Annotated in this window: 20 protein-coding genes; 7 read left to right on the forward strand and 13 right to left on the reverse strand. The window is 42.1% G+C overall.

Going from position 1 to position 23,666, the window contains the following annotated elements:
* The first annotated feature begins 2 nt into the window (after positions 1-2).
* The 3 genes from PSPO_RS02390 to PSPO_RS02400 all read left to right on the forward strand — a co-directional run bounded on the left by PSPO_RS02390 (position 3) and on the right by PSPO_RS02400 (position 5,271).
* The gene (locus tag PSPO_RS02390) at positions 3-1,562 is read left to right on the forward strand and encodes a serine hydrolase (RefSeq protein ID WP_010561038.1); all 1,560 of its coding nucleotides are present in this window, start codon (positions 3-5) and stop codon (positions 1,560-1,562) included.
* A gap of 73 nt (positions 1,563-1,635) precedes the next feature.
* Positions 1,636-2,553: a histone deacetylase family protein gene (locus tag PSPO_RS02395; RefSeq protein WP_010561037.1), complete on the forward strand. Its 918-nt coding sequence runs from the start codon at positions 1,636-1,638 to the stop codon at positions 2,551-2,553.
* A gap of 153 nt (positions 2,554-2,706) precedes the next feature.
* Positions 2,707-5,271, forward strand: a complete 2,565-nt coding sequence (locus tag PSPO_RS02400; RefSeq protein ID WP_010561036.1) for an EAL domain-containing protein — start codon at positions 2,707-2,709, stop codon at positions 5,269-5,271.
* On the opposite strand, the gene PSPO_RS02405 is transcribed toward PSPO_RS02400, so the two are convergent.
* From PSPO_RS02405 to rpsU, 12 genes are all read right to left on the reverse strand, one after another.
* A complete protein-coding gene (locus PSPO_RS02405) occupies positions 5,240-6,052 on the reverse strand; it encodes a DUF2797 domain-containing protein (protein ID WP_040642051.1) in 813 nt (270 codons plus the stop codon). The genes PSPO_RS02400 and PSPO_RS02405 overlap by 32 nt on opposite strands.
* Before the next feature lie 50 nt (positions 6,053-6,102).
* Positions 6,103-8,634: an EAL domain-containing protein gene (locus PSPO_RS02410; RefSeq protein ID WP_010561034.1), complete on the reverse strand. Its 2,532-nt coding sequence runs from the start codon at positions 8,632-8,634 to the stop codon at positions 6,103-6,105.
* 159 nt (positions 8,635-8,793) lie between these two features.
* Entirely contained in the window at positions 8,794-10,083 is a 1,290-nt protein-coding gene (gene purD, locus PSPO_RS02415) for a phosphoribosylamine--glycine ligase (RefSeq protein ID WP_010561033.1), read from the reverse strand.
* Positions 10,084-10,096: 13 nt separating this feature from the next.
* Positions 10,097-10,915 (reverse strand): class I SAM-dependent methyltransferase, encoded by an 819-nt coding sequence (locus PSPO_RS02420; RefSeq protein WP_010561032.1) that lies wholly within the window; start codon positions 10,913-10,915, stop codon positions 10,097-10,099.
* Positions 10,916-11,015: 100 nt separating this feature from the next.
* Positions 11,016-12,608, reverse strand: coding sequence for a bifunctional phosphoribosylaminoimidazolecarboxamide formyltransferase/IMP cyclohydrolase (gene purH, locus PSPO_RS02425; RefSeq protein WP_010561031.1), 1,593 nt, complete (start codon positions 12,606-12,608; stop codon positions 11,016-11,018).
* A gap of 250 nt (positions 12,609-12,858) precedes the next feature.
* Entirely contained in the window at positions 12,859-13,149 is a 291-nt protein-coding gene (gene fis, locus PSPO_RS02430; protein WP_010561030.1) for a DNA-binding transcriptional regulator Fis, read from the reverse strand.
* A gap of 18 nt (positions 13,150-13,167) precedes the next feature.
* Positions 13,168-14,139 carry a tRNA dihydrouridine synthase DusB gene (gene dusB, locus PSPO_RS02435; RefSeq protein ID WP_021033041.1) on the reverse strand — a complete coding sequence of 324 codons (972 nt, stop codon included), beginning with the start codon at positions 14,137-14,139 and terminating at the stop codon, positions 13,168-13,170.
* 227 nt (positions 14,140-14,366) lie between these two features.
* On the reverse strand, positions 14,367-15,245 hold the full coding sequence (gene prmA, locus PSPO_RS02440) for a 50S ribosomal protein L11 methyltransferase (protein ID WP_010561028.1): 879 nt from the start codon (positions 15,243-15,245) through the stop codon (positions 14,367-14,369).
* A 59-nt stretch (positions 15,246-15,304) separates the two neighbouring features.
* Positions 15,305-17,149, reverse strand: a complete 1,845-nt coding sequence (rpoD, locus tag PSPO_RS02445) for an RNA polymerase sigma factor RpoD (RefSeq protein WP_010561027.1) — start codon at positions 17,147-17,149, stop codon at positions 15,305-15,307.
* 112 nt (positions 17,150-17,261) lie between these two features.
* Positions 17,262-19,007 (reverse strand): DNA primase, encoded by a 1,746-nt coding sequence (gene dnaG, locus PSPO_RS02450; protein ID WP_010561026.1) that lies wholly within the window; start codon positions 19,005-19,007, stop codon positions 17,262-17,264.
* A gap of 178 nt (positions 19,008-19,185) precedes the next feature.
* Positions 19,186-19,632 (reverse strand): GatB/YqeY domain-containing protein, encoded by a 447-nt coding sequence (locus PSPO_RS02455; RefSeq protein ID WP_010561025.1) that lies wholly within the window; start codon positions 19,630-19,632, stop codon positions 19,186-19,188.
* 19 nt (positions 19,633-19,651) lie between these two features.
* Positions 19,652-19,867 (reverse strand): 30S ribosomal protein S21, encoded by a 216-nt coding sequence (gene rpsU / locus PSPO_RS02460; RefSeq protein WP_010362466.1) that lies wholly within the window; start codon positions 19,865-19,867, stop codon positions 19,652-19,654.
* Positions 19,868-20,136: 269 nt separating this feature from the next.
* Between rpsU and tsaD the strand changes: the two genes are divergently transcribed.
* Complete coding sequence (gene tsaD, locus PSPO_RS02465) at positions 20,137-21,165, forward strand: tRNA (adenosine(37)-N6)-threonylcarbamoyltransferase complex transferase subunit TsaD (RefSeq protein WP_010561024.1); 1,029 nt, start codon at positions 20,137-20,139, stop codon at positions 21,163-21,165.
* Positions 21,166-21,219: 54 nt separating this feature from the next.
* Here tsaD and plsY read toward each other — a convergent pair whose 3' ends face one another.
* Positions 21,220-21,810 (reverse strand): glycerol-3-phosphate 1-O-acyltransferase PlsY, encoded by a 591-nt coding sequence (plsY, locus tag PSPO_RS02470; protein WP_010561023.1) that lies wholly within the window; start codon positions 21,808-21,810, stop codon positions 21,220-21,222.
* A 134-nt stretch (positions 21,811-21,944) separates the two neighbouring features.
* Between plsY and folB the strand changes: the two genes are divergently transcribed.
* Genes folB through PSPO_RS02485 form a run of 3 tightly spaced genes read left to right on the forward strand, consistent with a single transcriptional unit; the run spans position 21,945 to position 23,604 of the window.
* On the forward strand, positions 21,945-22,304 hold the full coding sequence (folB, locus tag PSPO_RS02475; protein ID WP_010561022.1) for a dihydroneopterin aldolase: 360 nt from the start codon (positions 21,945-21,947) through the stop codon (positions 22,302-22,304).
* Entirely contained in the window at positions 22,304-22,783 is a 480-nt protein-coding gene (gene folK, locus PSPO_RS02480; protein WP_010561021.1) for a 2-amino-4-hydroxy-6-hydroxymethyldihydropteridine diphosphokinase, read from the forward strand. The genes folB and folK overlap by 1 nt, the downstream gene beginning before the upstream one ends.
* 5 nt (positions 22,784-22,788) lie before the next feature.
* Positions 22,789-23,604 carry an undecaprenyl-diphosphate phosphatase gene (locus PSPO_RS02485; protein WP_010561020.1) on the forward strand — a complete coding sequence of 272 codons (816 nt, stop codon included), beginning with the start codon at positions 22,789-22,791 and terminating at the stop codon, positions 23,602-23,604.
* Positions 23,605-23,666 lie beyond the last annotated feature (62 nt).

Here is a 23,666-nt window from a genome sequence, read left to right on the forward strand (position 1 = left end):
TTATGAAAAAATTAGTGAGTAAATTAACCCTAGCTCTTAGCGTAATCGCGTCGAGTCAGGTGTACGCGGCAATTGATAGTAAGCAGCTTGAACAGACCATTACACAGTCAATGACGCGCTTTGATGTACCAGGTATGGCGATTGCTGTTGTAGAAAATGGTGAAGTGGTATTTTCTAAAGGGTTTGGTGTTAGACACCTAGCGTCAGGTGAAAAAGTAAATAAGCATACGTTATTTGGTATAGCGTCAAATACCAAAGCATTTACCGCTGCAGCACTTGCAATGCTTGTTGATCAAGGCAAATTAAACTGGGACGACAAAGTAATTGATCACCTACCTGAATTTCGTATGTACGACCCATATGCAACACGTGAAGTGACTATTCGCGATTTGTTAAGTCACCGTGCCGGACTAGGTTTAGGAGCGGGTGATTTAACCATTTGGCCAGATACCGACAAGCCCGTGGAAGACGTAATTCATGGCATTCGCTATTTAAAGCCAGTTTCAAGTTTTCGCAGTAAGTACACCTATAACAACTTAATGTTTGTAACTGCGGGTGAAGTTGTTGCGCGTGTATCGGGAAAATCGTGGCAAGAATTTATAGAGCAAGAAATGCTAGCCCCGCTTGGTATGCCGCTTTCAAAAGCGGGCTTTTCACGAATTCCAAAATCTAATAAAAATTGGGCAACCGGCCATATTCCGATGGACGGAAAACTACACCCATTTTTTGTTAATTACCTTGAGGATTTTAGAGGGGCAGGGGCGATTGCATCAAATGTGGATGAAATGGCTAATTGGCTAAAAACACAATTAGCGGGTGGTGAAATGCCATCTGGTAAGGTGCTGTTTACTGAAAAACAGCAAGCACAAATGTGGCATCCGCATATTACGAGCATGGCATCAAAAAATGCGTTTAATGATTATCGTCAACAATTTCGTGGTTACGGTTTAGGTTGGTCAATTGAAGATTATCAAGGCTATAAAAAAGTCGGCCATGGTGGCGGTATTTTAGGTATGGTGTCGCAAGTGACGTTAGTGCCAGAGAAGCAATTAGGTATCGTTGTGTTGTCGAACCAACAAGCGTTTAGTGCCTTAAGTGCGATTACCCACGAAGTACTAGAAGATGCGCTTGATTTACCAAATAAAGACTGGGTTGAAGATCTTGCTAAAAAACATTTTGAACGTAAAAAGAAAGCGTACGAAAAAGCCGAAGTAGAACAGCCAAAGAAGATTCAAAAAGCCTTACCATTGTCAGCGTATGCCACAAGGTACAACGATAATTGGTATGGCGATATTGTGATTGCAGAGCAAAATGGCAAGCTGACAATCGACTTTACCCATTCAGCACGTTTAAAAGGTACGCTAGAACACTTTAACGGTAATACCTTTATTGTACGTTGGCAGGAAAAACTACTTGAAGCTGATGCATTTATTGAGTTTGAAATGAGCCCAACAAATCAAGTGCGTAGCGCAAAAATGCACGCTGTAGCACCAAGCGTAACTGACTTCAGTTTTGATTTTCATAATCTGCACCTTACGCCAGTCAAAAGCGACAAGTCTTAACCGACCAAAGTAGCAAAGTCGGGATAACCCGACTTTGCTAAACTGAGCCGCGACATAAGGTTTGGAGACCAGCATGCGCACCGCGATAATTTCACATACAGACTGTCGAAAGCATAAGATGATTGAAGACCACCCTGAGTGTGCTTCACGGCTTGATGCAATCAATGATCGTATTTTAGCTGCTGGTATAGATATCGCTTTAACGCACTTAGATGCACCACTGGTTGAGCGTCAACAATTATTGATGGCACACAGCGAAAGCCTGATTAAATCTGTAGAAGATAAAATTCCAGAGCAGGGGTTGGTTGATCTTGATGGTGATACTTGGCTCTGTCCTGACAGTTTGCTTGCGGCAAAACGAGCAGCGGGCTCTGGTTTGTTAGCGGTTGATAAGATTTTAGCAGGTGAGTTAGATGCAGCATTTTGTGCGGTAAGACCGCCAGGCCATCATGCGACTAAAACAACCTCGTCTGGCTTTTGCATCTTCAATAATGTTGCGGTTGCGGTACGTTATGCTCAGCAACAGGGCATCAAGCGCATTGCGATACTTGATATTGATGTACACCACGGCAACGGCACACAAGATATTTTTATTGACGATATGGATGTGTTGTTTTGTTCTATTTTCCAGCATCCATTCTACCCTAATACCGCAATTGACAGTAATGAGCATGTGATTAATACCCCCATGACTGCCGGAATGGCGGGGGATGATTTTGAGCGTGCACTTTTGGATACGTGGTTTCCAAAGTTAAAGCAGTTTGAGCCTGAGCTTATTTTTATCAGCGCAGGGTTTGATGCCCATTACGAAGATGATATGGGCGGCTTACAGCTTGTTGAAAGTGACTACGCTTGGTTTACCGAACAAGTGGTATCCTTATGTAAGCAAGTAAACTGCAAGGGGATTATTTCGATGCTGGAAGGCGGCTACAATAATTCAGCACTTGGACGTTCTGTTGCCACGCATGTTAAGGCGTTGGCTGAACTCTAATCTCTCAACTTATAGACCCTAGTTAGGTACACCTTTCTATTACGCAATCGCTGTATAATTTATAAAATTGGCGTTACTTGTTCTGTATCAAATTTAATCTCAGTAATTCCACGTAGAATCCCATTACCTGACAAAGTTTAATTGGTTTCTACTATGCCCCAATCAAGCAAAAAGCTGCGTGTTGAAGATGTTATGTCAACTGAGCTCCTGGTATGCGACCCCGAGCAAAGTCTCGCCAATTGTGCATGCCGCATGCGAAACGATAATGTAAGCTCTATTTTTGTTAAACACGATGGCAAGATCATTGGGGTGTGGACCGAAGGCGATTGCGCTAAAGTGGATTTTTCGGATCCAAGCATTTTTCATCAGCCAGTTAAAGCGCATATGACATCGCCAGTTAAAACGGTTGATCATCTAACTCAGTTATCTGAAGTAACTGTTCTGTTCCATAGTTATGGTTTTCGTCATTTATTAGTGATGAAAGGTGGGGACAGTGAACCTGTAGGTGTTATTAGTTTAAGTGATGTTGTGCGTAGTCAGGGTCTTGAGCATTATCTTCACTTTAAAACCATAGAAAGCAGCTACGTATCAGAAGTACCTATTGCGAAAAGTGATTTACCAATTGCCCAGATTAGCGAAATTATGCGTCAGCGCCATTCTAATTTTGTTTTACTGGATAATCCCGCGGTAGGTCAAACCGGCATTATTACTGAGCGCGATTTGCTTACTATGCTTAGCCGCCAACAAGTTGACCAGCAAGCTTGGCATTACGCGAGCTGGCCTCTTTTAACGGTACATTATCAAACAAGCCTTTATAAGGCTTATCAAATTCTCAAGCTAAAGCAAATACGGCATCTAATTGTAGAAGATGACAATGGCAAAATACTGGGCGTATTAGCGCTTCGTAATATTCTCAGCGAAATTGAATCTGCGTATATGCAGGAGCTAGAAACGGTATTACATCAACGCGACAGAGCGTTGCAAAAGTCACAAAAGAACTTGTACTTAGCCGAGCAAATCATCAATGCATCGCCTGACGGCATTATGATTACGGATTCGCGCAATACCATTTTGCAAGTCAACCCAGCCTTCACCCAACTTACTGGTTATAGCGAGCAGGAAGTACTTGGCCAAAAACCGTCAATGCTGAGCTCTGGCCGCCATGATAAGAGCTTTTACGATAAAATGTGGGCGCAGTTAAGGCAAAAAGGGGTGTGGCAAGGAGAGATATATAATCGTAAGCGCAATGGTGAAACCTATTTAGAATGGCTAACAATTATCTGTATTCGCGAAAGCGATGAAGAAGAGGCGCTATACGCGGCAATTTTTAGTGATATTACTGAGCGAAAGCGCAATGAAAAACGCATTAAAACGCTCGCTTATTTTGATGAGTTAACTCACTTACCCAACCGCCGCTTGTTTAACGACCGCTTAGAGATGGCGCTGGCAACGGCACATCGCGATGACACAAAAATAGCGGTGATGTTTCTCGACCTCGATCATTTTAAGCAAGTTAATGACACATTAGGCCATAGCGCTGGTGACTTATTACTTAAACAAGTGGCAAAACGTTTACAAAGTTGCATGCATGAAGGGGATACGCTGGCGCGCTTAGGTGGTGATGAGTTCACTTTATTACTTACTGAAATTGATGAAGTGAAAAATATCCATCGCTGTGCAGCCAACTTAATTGAAGCATTAAAAGCGCCAATTCAAGTGGGCAATACGGAAATTGTGATCACTACCTCGATTGGTGGAGCGGTGTATCCCGACGATGGTGAAGACGCAGAAACGCTATTAAAGCACGCTGATATTGCCATGTATCGCTCAAAAGAAATTGGTCGCAACTCTTTTCAACTGTATAAACCGGCGATGAATGCGCGTTCATTAGAGCGCATGGCAATTGAAAGTAAGCTAAAGCATGCCCTAATCAATAATGAATTCAGTCTCTATTACCAACCTAAAATAGACAGTTTTACTCATCACGTAGTAGGCGCAGAAGCCTTATTGCGTTGGCATGATAACGAGTTAGGGTTTATTTCACCTGCAAACTTTATCCCTTTAGCGGAAGAGCTAGGTTTAATTGTGGATATTGATATTTGGGTAATTAATGCTGCGTGTAAACAAATTCAAATTTGGCAAAAAAATGGCCTTTTTGATAAACGTATTTCCGTCAATGTATCGGCGCTTCACTTTACGCAAGGTGATTTGGCACAAACAGTGAAAAATGCACTGAGTATCTGGCAGGTGGATGGGCGTTTTCTTGAAATTGAAATAACCGAAAGTAGCTTTATTCGTTCGTTAGAAGACGCGAAAAAAGTGCTTAAAGCACTTAAAAAACTTGGTGTGAGTTTATCGCTGGATGACTTTGGCACAGGTTATTCGGCGCTGAGTTATTTAGCCCGTTTACCGATTGATACGTTAAAAATAGATGCCAGCTTTATTGCCAAAGTACCAGACGAATACGGCAACAGCCAAATAGTGAAAGCGATTGTGGCAATGGCGCATAGTTTAGAATTAAACCTTGTCGCAGAAGGCGTGGAACAAGCCCATCAGCTGGCTTTTTTACAAGAACTAGATTGTCATGCAATTCAGGGGTATTTCTTTAGTAAACCGCTTACGGCACAGCAATTTGAGCTGTTTTGCGAGGCGCATCGCCCAGCAAAACAGCAAATGGATTTGAGTTCTAATAACTCACAGTCACTTCGTACGAGGTAAACTTTCGAATATTAATCACGCCAGTATCGAAGATTAGGTATTGGCCTTTAATGCCTTTTAATACGCCTGTTACTTCAGGGTTCTTGTCGAAATTAAACGAGCTAATTTTGCTTGGGAACTCTGAGATAGGGAAATCCAGCTCAACTACCTCTTCGTCGAGTTCAGTGATGGCTGTTGCACCAAAGAGTTCGCTTAATTCTGTTAGCTTTGGCCTAATTTGCTCGATAAGCGCTGCGCCTTGGCTCTTTAAGTCGATTACTTCGCCATTCCCTTTGAGCATATTGCGCCAATTGGTTTTATCGGCGATAAACTCAGCTAAAGCAACTTCTAATAAACCTGATTGATGACGTGTTGCCACTTTAAAAATAGGTAAAGCTTGAGTTGCACCTTGGTCAATCCAACGCGTTGGAATTTGCGTATGGCGCGTTATACCTACTTTAATCGCGGTCGTATTTGCAAGATACACATAGTGCGGGATCATGCAGTTTTCTTCGCCCCACTCTGGCTCGCGACAGGTGCCTTGGTCGAAGTGGCAGGTTTCTGGCTTCATAATACACATATCGCAACTAGCGAGTTTACGCATACAAACAAAGCAATGGCCTTGTGAATAACTCTTTTTAGTTTTTTTGCCGCAGTTGCTACAAAAGATATTACCGCTGTAGGTCAGGGTGATGGATTTGCCAATTAAGGCGTTTAAGTCAACGGTTTGATCGCCCACCGGTAATTGGTAGCTGATTGGCGAAGTAAGACTGCTTTGCATTTTACGCAAAGTGCCGGTTATTGGTGTTGCTTGCATTTATAGCCCCTAATCAAGCAAAAAAGGCTATCGTATCAAAGCTCGCTGAGATTACCAATGCGAGATTGTTGCGTCAGCAGAAATGAGTTTAAAACTCTAAAGTTCATGGTTGGTGCAAGCAACTCACCTTGCATAAAGTCACATTGACACTGATTGACAATATCGGCAAATTCTTGGTTATCAACATCGATGGCGGTTACGGTTAAATCTAGCCCTTTGGCAACTTCAACCATTGCGCTAAGTAATAGGGTAAGTTTATGGCCTTGCATATTACCTTTGGTAAATAAGTGGCCAATTCTGACGTCACTAAAGCCTGAGTCTGGCGCTTCGAACAAGCGATCGAGGTCGCCGTGGAAATTGTCTAAACCAAATTTGAAGCCTAAATCAGTGAGTTTTTGTAGTGTCTCTTTTAACTGGCTCATTTCACTGTTGATCGGTTGTTGGGTGTAGATCATGATATTTTCAGTATCAATATGCGTTACCTTTTCAGATAACCAACCCACAAAGCCGCTATGGTTTAGTTGACTGAGTGACAGAGTAAGCGACAACTGACAGTTTAAATGGCTGTCTTTCAATGTTGATATCGCATCAAACAGCTCTGAAAATAACCAGCGATTAAGATGTACATTTAAACCGGTATCAATCGCGAGTTTTATAATTTCTTGTTGGCTAATTTCGCCAAATTCTTCATGCGGCCAAGCAAACTGGCAACTGACTGACACTAGTTTTTTATTTTTTACGTGATAGACCGGGGTGAAACTTAATGTTAGCTGTTTTTGTTCTATGGCGTTGTGTAACTCTGAGGCAAGATTGAATTGTTGCCCAATATCCGTGCCGCTTTCTTTTTTATAGTGTAATAGTGCAACGCCTTGCTGCTTTGCCTGAAACAGCGTTTGCCATGTTTTACGTAGCAATAAACCGCTGCGTTGGTTGCTATAAATACTCGAACACGTGGCAATATGGCTGGATAAATTAAGCAAAATACCATCAATCATAAGCGATGACGGGATATGCGCTTGAATATTCTGTAAGTGTTTATTTAACGCTTCACGGTTAGTGCCATGGTTGAGCAGTAGCGCAAATACACCATCACGTAAATAAGCGAGTTTTACGGTGTTTAGGCCTTGCTCTTCAATGGTTAAAACACTGGAATGATTTTTTAAAATGGGTTGCAGCGAAGAACACACCTGATTAACTAAATCCTTCTTCGCTTTAGGGGCCATATAAGGAATAAACTGGCCAAAGTTTTTCAGCTCAATAAAGCAGGTAATAAAGTTGTGTTGCTGTTCAATCAACTGGGTGATTTTGTATTTGTACAGGGTTTCATTAGGCAGCTGCGAGCTCGAATCGTGAGTGGCTTTAAAGTAACTTTCACGCTGTTGGTGTGAAAACTTATCAGCTAACGCCATTGCCATTAACAGTACTTCAAGCAGTACGCCAATTAAGAATGCATGACGAGTTAAGAAGGTGTGTTCGAGCACGCCTACTAAAACAAGAGGCTGCATTGCACCGCTAATAATGAGTGGTAACCAAGAAAAGAAATAGTACTTTGCCCACACAAAGTCGGTAAGCAAGCGGTTAAATACGATAAGTACGATAGTGATATAAAGCGGTACCATACATACAAAAAATACCGGTGCGGCTTGGTATTCAGGTAATACTAAGCTGGCTAGTGCGCCAAGACATAAAATAACTAAGGTGCCACGGATCAATGTATTGAGTTTTGTTTTAATGGTGGCATAACGTAAAAATAACGAGCCGAAAATCAACGCGCAGATAGCCACACTAAAGTTGCTGGTTACCACGTATTTTTGCAATAGGTATTGCATAGAGGTCGGCCAAATATAATAGCCAAACCCCAACACTGAGCCCATCATCATTAAGGTAGAAATGATATAGCCAATATACGCGAGATAAACACTGTCGCGAATACTGATAAACAAAATTAGGTTATACAGCGCAATCATCACGGCAACGCCGATAAATAGCCCCCAGATCAAATAGCTAAACTTTCGTACGCTTTGAAAATTATCTACTTGATAGATGTAAATGGGGGTTTTGCTAATTCCGCTGGTTTTAATACGCGCCAAGATGCTGGTATTGCCTTTCGCAGCAAGGGAAAACTCAATGTGTGGGAATGCTTGCTGGTGAATATTTAAATTGGCAACTGTATCACCTAGTTGCTTATGATTTATGACCCGATTATTTTCATCAAGTTGCCAAACCTCAAGTTGGTCAAGCATTGGGTTGTCAAAATGTGCAGTGAGGATCTCTGTTGCATCGGTACGATTGGTTACTGCTACTTTTACCCAGTAACTCTGCGTGCCAAATTGCCACGGAATATCGGCAATTTCTGAATTTTGAAATTTTTGTTTTAAGGCATCATCAAGCGTGGCGTTGCTCTGCTCATCAATCCAATACGATGAGTTTAAATAAATCGCATGGGTACGCTCAATTGAGTTGGTTGTTGGGTCGCCAATATTAAAAAGCAATGAGCCTATTACTAAGGATAAAGCCATAAATAGCAGACATGCTATAAACAAAAAAATAGGCTTTAACTGATTCATGGGCTTCCTTGATATTTAAGGCTTTTTAAAGGTTAGATGAATTTTAATTAAATAGGTAGCGAATAATACCAATTTAGCGTGACTGTTGTGTGCTTTTAAGACAAAAAAAATCAACCTACTCAGTGTAGGTTGATTTTTTAAACTGGTTAATAGCGGCTATTAGCTGTTATTTTCGCGAGCAATAGCGCGGTAAGCGATATCGGTACGGAACTCAACACCTTGCCAGTTAATTTCATCAACCAGTTTATAAGCGTTTTGCTGCGCTTCTGTTACTGTGTTACCAAGTGCTGTTGCACATAATACGCGACCACCTGCAGTAACGACTTTGTCGCCATTTTGCTTGGTACCCGCGTGGAATACTTTTGTGCCTTCAGCATAATCAACACGTAACCCTGAGATAGCGTCACCTTTCGGGTAAGAACCTGGGTAGCCAGCGGCTGCTAGTACGACACCTACAGCTGCGCGTGAATCAAACTGAATATCAGTTTTATCAAGTTCAACACGGTTAGCCGCTTCAATTAATTCAACTAGGTCTGATTGTAAACGAAGCATAATAGGCTGTGTTTCAGGATCGCCAAAACGGCAGTTATATTCAATTACTTTAGGCGTGCCATCCGCAGTAATCATTAAACCTGCGTATAAGAAACCTGTGTAAGGATGACCTTCATCACTCATGCCTTTCACTGTAGGGTAAATTACTTCGTCCATAATACGCTGGTGGATTTCAGCGGTAACAACTGGTGCTGGTGAGTATGCACCCATGCCACCTGTGTTAGGGCCTTTGTCTTCGTTATAAGCGCGTTTGTGATCTTGAGATGTAGCAAACGGAAGTACGTTTTCACCATCAACCATTACGATAAATGATGCTTCTTCACCTTCTAAGAATTCTTCAATTACTACGCGGCTACCTGCATCGCCAAACGCATTGCCTGCAAGCATATCGCGAATTGCATCTTCAGCTTCTTGCTCAGTCATGGCAACGATTACACCTTTACCAGCTGCTAAGCCGTCGGCTTTAACAACAATTGGCGCGCCTTTTTCTTTTAGATATGCAAGTGCTGGCTCGATTTGTTCAAACGTTTGATAATCCGCTGTTGGGATTTTATGGCGTGCTAAGAAATCTTTAGTGAAAGACTTAGAACCTTCAAGCTGTGCAGCTGCGGCTGTTGGGCCGAAGATTGCAAGACCTTCTTCGCGGAACTTATCAACCACACCAATTACAAGCGGTGCTTCTGGACCAACAATGGTCAGTTCAACATTGTTCTCTTTAGCAAATGCCACAAGTGCATCAATGTCTTCTACACCAATTGCGATGTTCTCAAGCTTAGGCTCAAGCGCTGTACCTGCGTTACCAGGTGCTACAAATACCGTGTTTACTTTCGCTGACTGCGCCGCTTTAAACGCAAGAGCGTGTTCGCGACCACCACTACCAATTACTAATACGTTCATTGGACTATCCTACCTATTGAGGTTTTCTAAACTTTAATGTCATACGATCACTTTCACCAATTGCTTGGTACTTGGCGATATCTTTTTCGCCCAGGGCTAAGCGTGGTGGTAAGGTCCAAACACCTTTTTCGTGATCGGCTGTATCTAATGGATTGGCGTTAACTTCACTTACGGCTTCTAAAACAAACCCTGCTTTTTCGGCATATTCAATAACCCAGCTTTGTTTTACATAACCAGAACGCTTGGCTTTTGCGCTATCGCGGTTTTCTGGTAGGCGATGATCAACAACGCCAAGAATTCCGCCTGGTTTTAATGCGCTGTAAAATGCTTTAAAGGCTTCGTTAATGCCTTCAATGTCTTTTTGCATATACCAGTTATGTAAATTGCGAAAGGTCAGTACCATATCCGCGCTTTCGTCAGGCGCAATGTTATGGTGAGTGCCAGGATAAAATTCAGAAAGTGTAACGTTTTCATATACATCATCGCTTGCTAATTTATCTTGGAATTGATTAAGCGAGCGTTGATAGTATTTTACTTCTGAATCGGAAGGAAAATGAGCTGCGAAATACTGACCATTTTGCTGTAATACTGGCGCCAGTATTTCAGTATACCAACCGCCGCCAGGCCATACTTCAACAACGGTCATCTCTGGCTGTAGGCCAAAAAATTCCAATGTTTCTTTTGGGTGACGGTATTGATCGCGCGCTTTATTATCGTTTGAACGATTTTCAGCAGTCGCAGTTTTGGTAAGCAATGTATCGATATCGGTCGATGCACATCCAGCTAAAGTAAGCGACAGGGCAGTTACTAAGGCTTTTACTGTGAATTTCATTTTCTTCCTAGTTTTTATTTTTATTAAGCAACATTAAGTAAAATTAACAGCTTAGTGCAAGCGAGCAAAGTGCTTGCACTAATAAGTTTGCAAGTAAATATTAATGGCGGAAATGACGCATGCCAGTAAATACCATTGCCATGCCGTGCTCATCTGCAGCAGCGATAACTTCTTCATCGCGCATTGAACCACCTGGCTGAATTACCGCAGTAATACCCGCTTCAGCAGCCGCGTCGATACCGTCACGGAATGGGAAGAAAGCGTCAGATGCCATTACAGAACCTGCTACTTCTAGGTTTTCATCGGCAGCTTTAATACCTGCGATTTTTGCTGAGTAAACGCGGCTCATTTGGCCTGCGCCTACACCAATTGTCATGCCGTCTTTTGCATATACAATCGCATTTGATTTAACAAACTTAGCCACTTTCCAGCAGAACATTAAGTCTTTTAATTCTTGCTCAGTAGGCTGTTTTTTAGATACTACGCGTAGGTCGCCCATATCAACCATGCCTTGGTCACGGTCTTGTACTAAGATACCACCGTTAACACGTTTGATATCAACGCCCGTTGTTTTGTTTGACCACTGGCCACACTCAAGTAAACGTACGTTTTGTTTTGCTGACACAATTTGTGCCGCAGCATCTGATACGCTTGGTGCGATAATAACTTCAACAAACTGGCGTGACACGATTGCTTCAGCTGTATCAGCATCGAGTTCACGGTTAAATGCAATGATGCCACCAAACGCTGACGTTGGATCAGTTTTGAAAGCGCGGTCGTATGCGTCAAGTAGGTTGTCGCCAATTGACACACCACACGGGTTAGCGTGCTTAACGATTACACATGCTGGTGCGTCAAACTCTTTAACACATTCAAGTGCTGCGTCTGTGTCTGCAATGTTATTGTACGAAAGCGCTTTGCCTTGTAACTGTTTTGCCGTCGCAACTGATGCTTCTTCAATGTCGTTTTCAACATAGAATGCAGCATCTTGGTGCGAGTTTTCACCGTAACGCATATCTTGCTTTTTAGTGAATTGGAAGTTGATAGTGCGTGGGAACTTAGACTCTTCAGTTTCCGCAGCATTTTCGCTGTAATCTGGTACTTGCGTACCAAAGTAGTTCGCGATCATGCCATCGTACTGTGCAGTATGCTCAAATGCAGCAATCGCTAGGTCAAAACGTGTTTCATACGTTGTTGCGCCATTGTTAGCATTCATTTCAGCGATAACGCGGTCGTAATCGCCGGCATTTACAATAATGGTTACGTCTTTATTGTTTTTAGCCGCAGCGCGTACCATTGTTGGGCCGCCGATATCGATGTTTTCGATAGCGTCTTCAAGTGAACAGCCTTCTTTTGCAACGGTTTGTGCGAATGGGTAAAGGTTAACAACTACCATGTCGATTGCAGAAATATTATTTGCTTCCATTACACCTTCGTCAGTACCGCGACGCGCTAAAATGCCGCCGTGAATTTTTGGGTGTAATGTTTTAACACGACCATCCATGATCTCAGGGTGACCTGTGTGGTCTGAAACTTCTGTTACTGCGATGCCGTTGTCTGCAAGTAGCTTACATGTACCGCCAGTTGAAAGAAGTTCAACGCCTTTCTCAGAAAGCGCGCGAGCAAATTCTACAATACCGGTTTTGTCTGAAACGCTTAATAAAGCGCGACGAATTGGACGTAATGTATCCATGGTAGTTTTGATTACCTCAAAATTTGATTGATAGTGCGAGAAAACACTTAATTTAAACGAATATTTTAACTTACTTTTGCTTATAACTCGACGACCATTTGTCGCTTTTATAAACAAGACCTGTAGCGCTGGTCTTTACCTAAATTAAATTTGAACGTGAATTTAATTTAGTGTGTTTTTCGGGGTTAGAAAAACAAAAAAGCACCCGAGGATTCCCAAGGGTGCTTTTTATTGCACCGTAAGGTGCTAATTAGTTCATGCCGTACTTTTTAAGCTTCTTACGAAGAGTACCACGGTTGATACCTAGTAAGATTGCTGCGCGAGTTTGGTTACCGCGAGTATATGTCATTACTTCTTCAAGTAACGGCGCTTCAAGTTCTGAAAGAACTAGCTCGTAAACATCTTGTACATCTTGACCATTAAGTTGCTTTAAGTAGTTGTGCACTGCTTTTTTACAAGCGTCGCGTAATGGTTGTGGTTTCTCTTGAGACTGAACATGTGCGTTAGTAATAAATGGAGAAGTCACGTTTTGTTCGAACATCGTCTTTCTTACTCTTTGTTAATTATCTGCTAGTGTTTCAAAGTACTTTTCTAACGTATCGATTTGCTCTTGCTGAGAGTCGATAGCATTAAATACTCGCCTAAATTGACCTTCACGGTCATGAGCCTGCAAATACCATGAGACATGCTTACGCGCAATTCGCACACCCATTACATCACCATAAAATGCGTGAAGATTTACTAAGTGTTCCATAAGAATACTTTGTACCTCGTCCATTGCTGGTTCCGGTAGTAATTCTCCAGTGGTGAGATAATGGTTTATCTCCCTAAAAATCCAAGGGCGACCTTGTGCTGCACGGCCTATCATCAAAGCATCTGCGCCCGTATATTCCAAAACCTGTTTCGCTTTTTGTGGTGATGTAATATCACCGTTAGCAACCACCGGAATGGAGACTGAACTTTTAATGTCCTTAATTGTTTGATATTCAGCTTCACCCTTGTACATACAAGAGCGTGTGCGGCCATGAACCGCCAATGACTGAATACCATTTTGTTCAGCGATGCGCGCAATCTCTACACCATTTCGATTGTCAGTATCCCATCCTGTTCGGATTTTTAAGGTAACAGGTACATCTACTGCATTAACTACAGCTTTAACGATATCTGTGACCAGTTCGGGGTACTGCAAAAGGGCAGAGCCTGCGAGCTTTTTATTCACTTTTTTTGCTGGACAACCCATATTGATATCCACAATTTGTGCGCCGTTTTTGACATTAAACTGAGCAGCTTCCGCCATCAGTTGTGGGTCAGCGCCGGCAATTTGCACACTGCGAATACCAGACTCACCGGAATGATCCATGCGAGACATTGATTTTTCGGTTTTCCAAACCTTAGGATTGGATGACAACATTTCAGATACAGCAAGACCAGCTCCGAGTCGACGACAAAGCTGTCTAAACGGTCTATCTGTTACTCCTGCCATAGGAGCAACCATTAGGTTATTTTCTAACTGATAAGGGCCTATCTGCACAATAAATCTGGGTCACCAATCAAGGGGCGCTAAGTTTACGGTTTTTTTTGCAAAAATCAAAGCCTATTATTTATACAAAAGTGGTTTTTTTTTAAACTTTTGATATTGACTTTTTGTAACTGGCTATCGAGCGAAAAAAAAGGAAGATTTTTGTTAGCAAAAGTAACAAATCCTTAACTCAAATTGTGTTGAGCTAAGGATTTTAAAGGGGCGTAGCGCGATACTAGTTAGCGTTTTTTACCTGCTACACGCATCCACTCGCCATCTTGTTGGCTTGTTTCAAGCTCGGCATATTGACGATAAATATCTTCAACAGACGTAACTTGTTCTTCAAGAATACCCGACAACGCAAACTCGCCACCAGATTTAAGTAAGCCTAAAATAACTTGATGTAATTCACGTAAAGGTTGCGCAAGAATATTGGCAACTAAAATATCGGCTTCAAATTCAGGCTGATCTTCAGGAAGGTAGACTTCTAGTTGGTCGGCCACGCCATTACGCTCGGCGTTATCGCGGCTCGCTTCTAATGCTTGTGGGTCAATATCGATACCAATAACGCGTTTTGCACCAAGCTTAAGCGCGGCAATACCTAAAATACCTGAACCACAGCCAAAATCGACAACCGTTTTGCCGATTAAATCTAAACTGTCTAGCCAGCGTAAACACAGCGCTGTAGTGTTATGTGTGCCAGTACCAAAAGCAAGGCCTGGGTCAAGTAATACATTCACTGCACTTGGGTCAGGAATATCGCGCCAGCTTGGACAGATCCAAAGGCGTTCGCCAAATTGAATTGGGTGGAAATTATCCATCCATTCACGTTCCCAGTCTTTGTCTTCAAGTTGCTCTACTTTACAAACAAAGTTTTCTTGTAATATTGGCATTTGCGCAAGGTGTTCGGTAATTGCTTGCATATCAACACTGGCATCGAATAAGCCAATTACTGTTGTGTCAGCCCAAAGGGTTACCTCACCCAGTTTAGGTTCGTAAATTGGGGTGTCTTTTGCGTCGACAAAGGTCACCGAAGGACAGCCAAGTTCCATTAGCTCATCGCTGATGATTTCGGCATTTTCTTTGGTGCTATTAATGCGGATTTGTACCCACGCCATAATTTTTATCCTGTAAGAAAAAAGGCCGCAATGAGCGGCCTTTTAGTTTAACTGTCTACTTAGCCTTTAAAGTCTAAGAAGCTTTTCAGTAAGTCTGAACGAGAAGGGTGGCGAAGCTTGCGAAGTGCTTTCGCTTCGATTTGACGAATACGCTCACGGGTTACGTCAAACTGCTTACCTACTTCTTCTAATGTATGGTCAGTATTCATATCGATACCGAAACGCATACGCAGTACTTTTGCTTCACGCGCTGTTAAGCCAGCTAGTACATCATGTGTTGCATTTTTGAGGCTTTCCATTGTTGCTGAATCAACCGGTGATTCAATGGTGCTATCCTCAATAAAATCACCTAAGTGCGAATCTTCATCATCACCGATTGGTGTTTCCATTGAGATTGGCTCTTTTGCAATTTTCAGTACTTTACGGATCTTGTCTTCCGGCATTACCATGCGTTCAGCAAGTTCTTCTGGCGACGGCTCGCGACCCATTTCCTGTAACATTTGACGTGAAATACGATTTAGTTTGTTAATCGTTTCAATCATATGTACTGGAATACGGATAGTACGCGCTTGGTCTGCAATTGAACGTGTAATTGCCTGACGGATCCACCATGTTGCATAAGTTGAGAACTTATAACCACGGCGGTATTCAAACTTATCAACCGCTTTCATTAGACCAATGTTACCTTCCTGGATTAGATCAAGGAATTGTAAGCCACGGTTGGTGTATTTTTTCGCAATTGAAATTACAAGACGTAAGTTCGCTTCAACCATTTCTTTCTTCGCGCGGCGTGCTTTTGCTTCACCGATTGACATGCGACGGTTGATGTCTTTGATACGCTCTAGGTTTAGGCCTGTGCTTTCTTCCATTTGGCGTAGTTTGTTAATACAACGCTCAACTTCAAACTTCACTTCTGCAAGTTTGTTTGAGTATAGTTCGCCAGATGCGATTTCACGGTCTAACCATGCCGAATCCGTTTCGTTATTTGCGAAGTTTTTAACGAAGGTTTTCTTTGGCATTTTAGCAATTTGAACAACTTGCTTCATGATGATGCGTTCTTGAACGCGAATACGGTCCATCATGTCGCGCATGTTTTTAACCATGCGGTCAAATTGCTTAGGCATTAGTTTAAAGGTACGGAAATGCTCACCGATTTCAGCGATAATAGCTACTGCATCTGGGTGAGAGCGACCTTTCTCTTCAAAAATACCACGTGCTTGATTATAAAGGTTACGTAGCTTTTCAAAGTTTTCTGCAGCTTCTTCAGGGCATGGGCCTGTATCTGCTTCTTCCTCATCATCGTCATCATCACTTTCAAGATCTGAATCTTCATCATCCAATTCTTCTTCAGAAAGTTCTGAACCAATGTGCGTTGCAGAGATCATTGTTTCGTCTGCGTCAGGATCGTAGAAACCGCTGATAATATCGCTTAAGCGTACGTCTTCAGCAAGGTAGTTATCCCATTGCTCAAGTAAGTAATTAATTGCTTCAGGGTACTCTGCAACAGAAACCTGTACTTGGTTGATACCGTCTTCGATACGCTTAGCGATGTCGATTTCGCCTTCACGTGTTAGAAGCTCTACAGTACCCATTTCACGCATGTACATGCGTACCGGATCTGTCGTACGACCGATTTCTTTCTCTACCGTAGCAAGCGCTGCCGCTGCCGCTTCTGCAGCATCTTCATCGGTAGTTGTTTCTTGCATCATAAGTTCATCGGCATCAGGTGCATTTTCTACTACCTGGATACCCATGTCGTTGATCATGCCGATGATGTCTTCAACTTGTTCCGAATCTATGATGTCTTGTGGAAGGTGGTCGTTAACTTCGGCAAATGTAAGGTAACCTTGCTCTTTACCTTTTTGAATGAGGAGTTTTAGCTGTGACTGAGGAGTTTGCTCCATAGAGGTATTCTCTTCCACTCTGATAAGTTGATACAACGGGCGTCTTAAACAACTTGATACAAGACGCAGTGAATAGTGCAGTATAACACGAAAGGTTGAATTTGGCTAGCTGTTATCTGCCTTTTAATGCAAGTGTGAGCATTGAATATTCTTGCTTTTCAGCTTTACTCAACCCCTGCGTTTTCTCTTTTATTAATAGGGACTCTAGGCGCAAATTTAAACACTGATCTTCAATAAAATTAAAAGTACTTTGAAATTCGCTGGTTAACGAATCTTGATTTACTTGATGTTGCCACGCGGCAAGTTTCGCCAATGGCGCATATTCAGGACTTTCTCTAAATTGCTCAAGCAATTGTGCTGTGGTGTTGGTTTTATCTAAGGCGAGTTTTTGTAATTGAATAAAAAGCTTGATACCCGGCACATCCATCTGCGCTAATTCTGGCTGGAATGGCACTTCACTGGCAAGCTCTGGATGCTGTAATAGCAAACCAATTGCACGTCGCATTGGTGTTATTTTAAATTTTTTAGCAAGACCTTGTTGCTGCTTTGGTGTGTTGATTTTCTTTTGTAGCTGGGCACGGGTGCGGCCAATTAAGCGCGCTAATTTATCGAGTAAATTATCCTGATAGTAGTCGCTCGGGACCTTTTCAATCAGAGGCAACGCCTGCTGTAATAGCTTTGATTTGCCTGCGTCTGTAGTCAGGTTAATTTCCTGTGCAAGTCTATCAAACAAGTATACCGAGAAATCAGTGGCATCGTCGTAACGTAATTCAAAGGCTTCACGACCTTCTTTTTGTACCAATGAGTCAGGGTCTTCACCATCAGGTAAAAATACAAACTCGAGTGATTTACCATGATTTAAATAGGGTAGCGCATTTTCCAGTGCTCGCCACGCAGCATCGCGCCCAGCACGGTCACCATCGTAACAACAAATAATGCGGTCGGTGGTTCTAAATAGGGTGTGAATATGCTCAGGTGTGGTTGCTGTACCAAGTGCCGCCACGGCATAGTTAATGCCTTTTTCAGCAAGCGCAACCACGTCCATATACCCTTCAACTACCAGTATTTGTTCGAGCTTTTTGTTAGCGTGCTTGGCTTCATACAAGCCGTAAAGTTCAAAGCCTTTATGAAAAATTCGGGTTTCTGGTGAGTTTAAATATTTCGGACCATTGTCGTCGCTATTCATGATGCGTCCACCAAAGGCGATAACGCGTCCGCGTTTATCGCGAATTGGAAACATCAAGCGGTCGCGGAAGAAATCAAATTGGCGGCCTGCCGACTTTTCACTGGCAAGTTTTAGTTCGAGTAATTGTTTTTTGCTATCTTGGTTCTTCGCGAATGTTTTACATACGCTATCCCATTCACTGGGGGCGTAACCAATCATAAATTGTTTAGCAGTTTCGCCACTGAGCCCACGCCCTTTGAGATATTCGATTACTTGAGGTGAATTTGCATGGTGCTTTAATTGATGTTGGTAGAACTTTGCAACATGCATCATTAATTCATAGTCTGAGCGTTTTTGCTCAGTACTGACTTGTGGCCCTTGATTTGTGGCATTCTCACGAGGCACATCCAAATTGAGTAAACTCGCGAGCTCTTCTATGGCGTCAACAAACTCGAGCTTTTCATATTCCATCATAAATGAAATGGCATTGCCGTGGGCGCCACAACCAAAGCAGTGATAAAACTGCTTATCTTGCGATACCGTAAACGACGGCGATTTTTCATTATGAAACGGACAACATGCCTGATAATCCTTACCTGCTTTTTTAAGGCCTACTTTGCCATCAATAAGATCGACAATGTCGGTTCTGGCTAATAGGTCATCAATAAAGCTACGAGGAATTTTTCCGGCCATGGTATATCGTTATTCGCGTATGTTGATTGAGAGTAGGGGGCTAGCATACCCAAAAATGAAAAATGACGCTAGACGTTATCATCTTTCAGAAATGAAGAAACCGAGCAAAAGCTCGGTTTCTAAAGCTGTTAAGGCCAGCAGTTATTGACTTGAGAAAGTCAGCCTTTAAAACTCTGAGTTAAGCGCTAAGCTTTTGCTTAATTAAACCTGAAAGTTTGCCCATATCTGCGCGACCTTCAGCTTTAGCTTTAAGCAAGCCCATTACTTTACCCATATCTTGCATGCCAGAAGCACCGCTTGACGCGATACATTCATCAATTAAAGTAAGAATTTCTTCATCAGTAAGCGGTTTTGGTAAAAACGCTTCAAGTACTTTAATCTCATTAGCTTCAACTTCAGCTAAGTCCTCGCGGCCGGCGTCGCGATACTGAGATTCAGAATCTTTACGCTGCTTTACAAGTTTCACTAGAATAGACGTGATTTCAGCGTCACCTAGCGTAACTTGCTCATCGATTTCTTTTTGCTTAATAGCTGCTAAAACCATGCGAATTGCACCAAGACGAACTTTGTCTTTAGCGCGCATTGCATCTTTTTGTGCATCTTTAAGTTGTGCTAAAAGGCTCATCTACAAGACCTAATCTAGATTAGTAAAGTTTTACGCGACGAGCGTTTTCGCGAGAAAGCTTCTTCATGTGACGCTTTACCGCAGCTGCTTTTTTGCGCTTACGCTCAGCTGTTGGCTTTTCATAGTGCTCGCGACGACGAACTTCTGAAAGGATACCTGCTTTTTCACATGAACGCTTAAAACGGCGAAGAGCAACGTCAAACGGCTCGTTTTCTCTAACTTTAATAACTGGCATTAAAAAATCACCTACTTAGTAATATGTTTCTACTTAAATGAGTTTTATTAGCTAAAACTTTAGCTAGTGCCACTCACCTCGGTTAAGATTTAACCGACTAGTTCAAAAATGGTGCGGCATTGTAATCTGAAGCACCACGCAATGTAAAGAATAATTATACCAAAGATGGTAAAAAGCTGACAAAAAATATTAAAGCTTGTAAAATCGCCGCCTTAACTTAATTGAGCGTGCTTTGATTGGGTATTTAATTGTTATTTTAGGAGAGAAACTTGCGTATTTTGGGTATTGAATCGTCTTGTGATGAGACGGGAATCGCGATTTATGACGATGAACAAGGCTTGCTGGCTCATCAGTTGTATTCTCAAGTGAAAGTGCATGCGGATTATGGTGGTGTTGTACCAGAACTGGCATCGCGTGATCACGTACGTAAGACTATTCCTTTAATTGAGGCTGCATTTAAACAAGCTGGTTGTGGACCCGAAGATTTAGATGGCGTTGCGTATACTGCAGGACCTGGTTTGGTAGGTGCGTTATTAGTTGGTTCATCAATTGGCCGCTCGCTTGCTTATGGGTGGGATGTGCCCGCTGTAGCAGTGCATCATATGGAAGGGCATTTACTTGCACCTATGCTTGATGAAGATGTACCAGAATTTCCATTTATTGCGCTACTTGTATCGGGTGGCCACAGCATGATTGTAAAAGTTGACGGTATCGGTCAATACACGATTCTTGGTGAGTCAATTGATGATGCTGCAGGTGAAGCGTTTGATAAAACGGCTAAACTATTAGGCCTTGATTACCCTGGTGGCCCATTGCTTGCCAAGCTTGCAGAAAAAGGTGAACCAGAAGTATATCGTTTTCCCCGTCCAATGACCGATAGACCGGGCCTTGATATGAGTTTTAGCGGGTTAAAAACCTTCGCTGCAAATACCATTAATAAAGAAAAAGACGAAGATGGCAATATTTCTGAGCAAGTGAAGGCCAATATCGCCCATGCTTTTCAAACGGCAGTAATTGATACCTTAGTAATTAAATGTAAACGTGCTCTGAAAGAATACGGCATTAAGCGTTTAGTGATTGCCGGCGGCGTGAGTGCTAACGTTTATTTACGTGAAACACTAGAGAAAGTGATGACAGGTATGCAAGGCCGTGTTTATTACCCGCGCACTGAGTTTTGTACAGACAATGGTGCAATGATTGCTTACGCGGGCATGCAACGCTTGAAAGCAAAGCAGTATGCGCCACTTGATATGCGCGCTAAGCCACGTTGGCCGCTTGATGAGTTGGAATCAATTTAATTTTTCGAATTAACCGCTGCTGCAGTTAGCGTTTATCAAATAAAAAAGCCGAGATTACTCGGCTTTTTTTGATTTCACTTTTGGCTCAGTGCCTTTAAGCAAGCGCACAACGTTAGCTCGATGGCGAAATACAATCAGCGCTGCCAGCATAGTTACAGGCAAGACATAAAGCGGTTTTATAAACCACGTAAATAAAGGCGCTAAACTTACGGTAATGATAGCGGCCAAAGAAGAGTACCCAGTCAACCAAATTAAACCAAGCCAGGTTAAAATTAATAAGCCAGCCAAGGTAAAACCAATGGGCAGTAAGCTACCAAACGCGGTTGCCACCGCTTTACCCCCTTTAAAGCCAAAAAAAATCGGGTAAATGTGCCCAAGACATGCAGCAATTGCAATAAAACCTAAATAAAGAGGCTCTATCTTAAGAAAGTAAGCACCATATACTGGGATTGTGCCTTTCAGCACATCAAATATCAGTACTAAGCTTGCAGGTAGTTTGCCACCAATGCGATAAACATTGGTTGCGCCTGGGTTATTAGAACCGGTTGTTCTGGGATCAGGTAAGCGAAACAGCTTACAGATGAGCACTGCCGAAGAAATTGAGCCAAACAGATAGGCAAAGACAATCATTAAGCTTGCTAACACAGCGTTCCTTATTTTTTCTTTAGCAAATATAGGCTATTATCTGCCGCTGATTCTTTTTAGCGGATTTACCCATAAGAGTACCTATTTTTTTCTCTAATTGGTATCCGACCACAGTATAATCGGGGTGAATACGGGTGCAAGATAAGGTTTTTATTAGTCAATTACAGGTTAATACCATTATTGGCGTGTTTGATTTTGAAAAACAAGCGAAACAACCTTTGTTTTTTGATGTTGAAATGCTGACAAATTTTGCCCAAGCTGCGAAGTCTGACAATGTTAATGATGTGGTTGATTATGCCAAAGTGTCAGCACGTATTATTGCTCATTGTGAAGCAACACAAGTTGAGCTATTAGAGACGCTGGCTGAGCAATTGGCGACGATTATCTTAAGTGAATTTGCTGTATCGCAAGTGACATTGCGAATCTCGAAGCCCCAAGCTGTAATTGAAGCGCAAACCGTGGGTATAGAAATTACACGTAAAAAGCAAAGCTAATGGCACAGATTTTTATCAGTATTGGCTCTAATATCAATAAAGAGCATTACATTAAAGCTGCTTTAGCTATTTTACCTCAGCATTTTGATAATGTTATTTACTCAAGTGTTTTTGAAAGTGAATCGGTTGGTTTTGAAGGGAATAACTTTTATAACCTTGTGGCCGCTGCTACAACCAATTTACCGCTTGAAGAAGTATGTGCTCGCCTTAAACAAATTGAGCGCGACCATGGTCGCACCCCTGCCGATAAAAAGTTTAGCCCACGTACACTCGATCTGGATTTGTTATTTTTTGACGAGGTGATCTGTGACACGCCAGCAGAATTGCCGCGTGATGAAATTACCAAAAATGCGTTTGTACTTTGGCCTCTTGCTGAAATAGCCAGTAACTTTATCCACCCTACGGTCAACCTGAGTATTGGTGAGCTGTGGCGAAATTATAATAAAAATAAGCAAAAATTGTGGAAAGTGGAGATTTAAAATAAATGGGACTGATTGAAATTGTTGTACTGGCACTAATTCAAGGGTTTACTGAATTTTTGCCAATTTCAAGTTCAGGCCACCTTATTTTACCGAGTCAATTACTTGGCTGGCAAGATCAAGGTCAGGCGTTTGATATCGCAGTACATGTCGGAACATTGTTCGCAGTACTTATTTATTTTCGTAAAGATGTGGTTCAAATACTCTCTGCATGGTTTAAGTCTTGCACCGGAAAAGGTCACACAGAAGAAAGCAAACTTGGCTGGTATATAATTCTGGCAACCATTCCCGCTGGTTTAGTTGCGGGCCTTGCAAAAGATTTTATAGAAGCCAATACCCGTGGCGCAGCCGTAATAGCAATTACCACAATTATTTTTGGTTTAGCGCTTTGGTATGCCGATATCAAAGCAAAAGAACACAAGAACATTTTCGATATAAAATGGAAAGCTGCCCTGTTGATAGGTATTGCGCAGGCGGTTGCGTTAATTCCTGGTACCTCACGCTCTGGTATAACTATTACCGCCGGTTTGTTACTAGGGCTTGATAAAAAAAGTGCAGCGCGTTTTTCGTTTTTAATGTCTATTCCTGTTATTGGTGGCTTAGGGCTAGTGATGATCATTAAGCTGATGTTAAATAACACTGCTGTTGATTGGCATGCACTGATTTTAGGCACTGCGCTGTCGTTTGTTTCAGCGTATACCTGTATTTTCCTATTCTTAAAGTTTATTGAACGAATGGGCATGTTGCCGTTTGTTATTTACCGATTAATTTTAGGATTCGCTTTGTTTGCACTCATTGGGCTTGGCTATATCAGTGCTTAAGTTAAATTATTTAAAATAAAAAATGTAAAAGGCTAAGAGTAATTCTTAGCCTTTTTGTTTTG

The sequence above is a fragment of the Pseudoalteromonas spongiae UST010723-006 genome, assembly GCF_000238255.3.
GTDB lineage: Bacteria > Pseudomonadota > Gammaproteobacteria > Enterobacterales > Alteromonadaceae > Pseudoalteromonas > Pseudoalteromonas spongiae.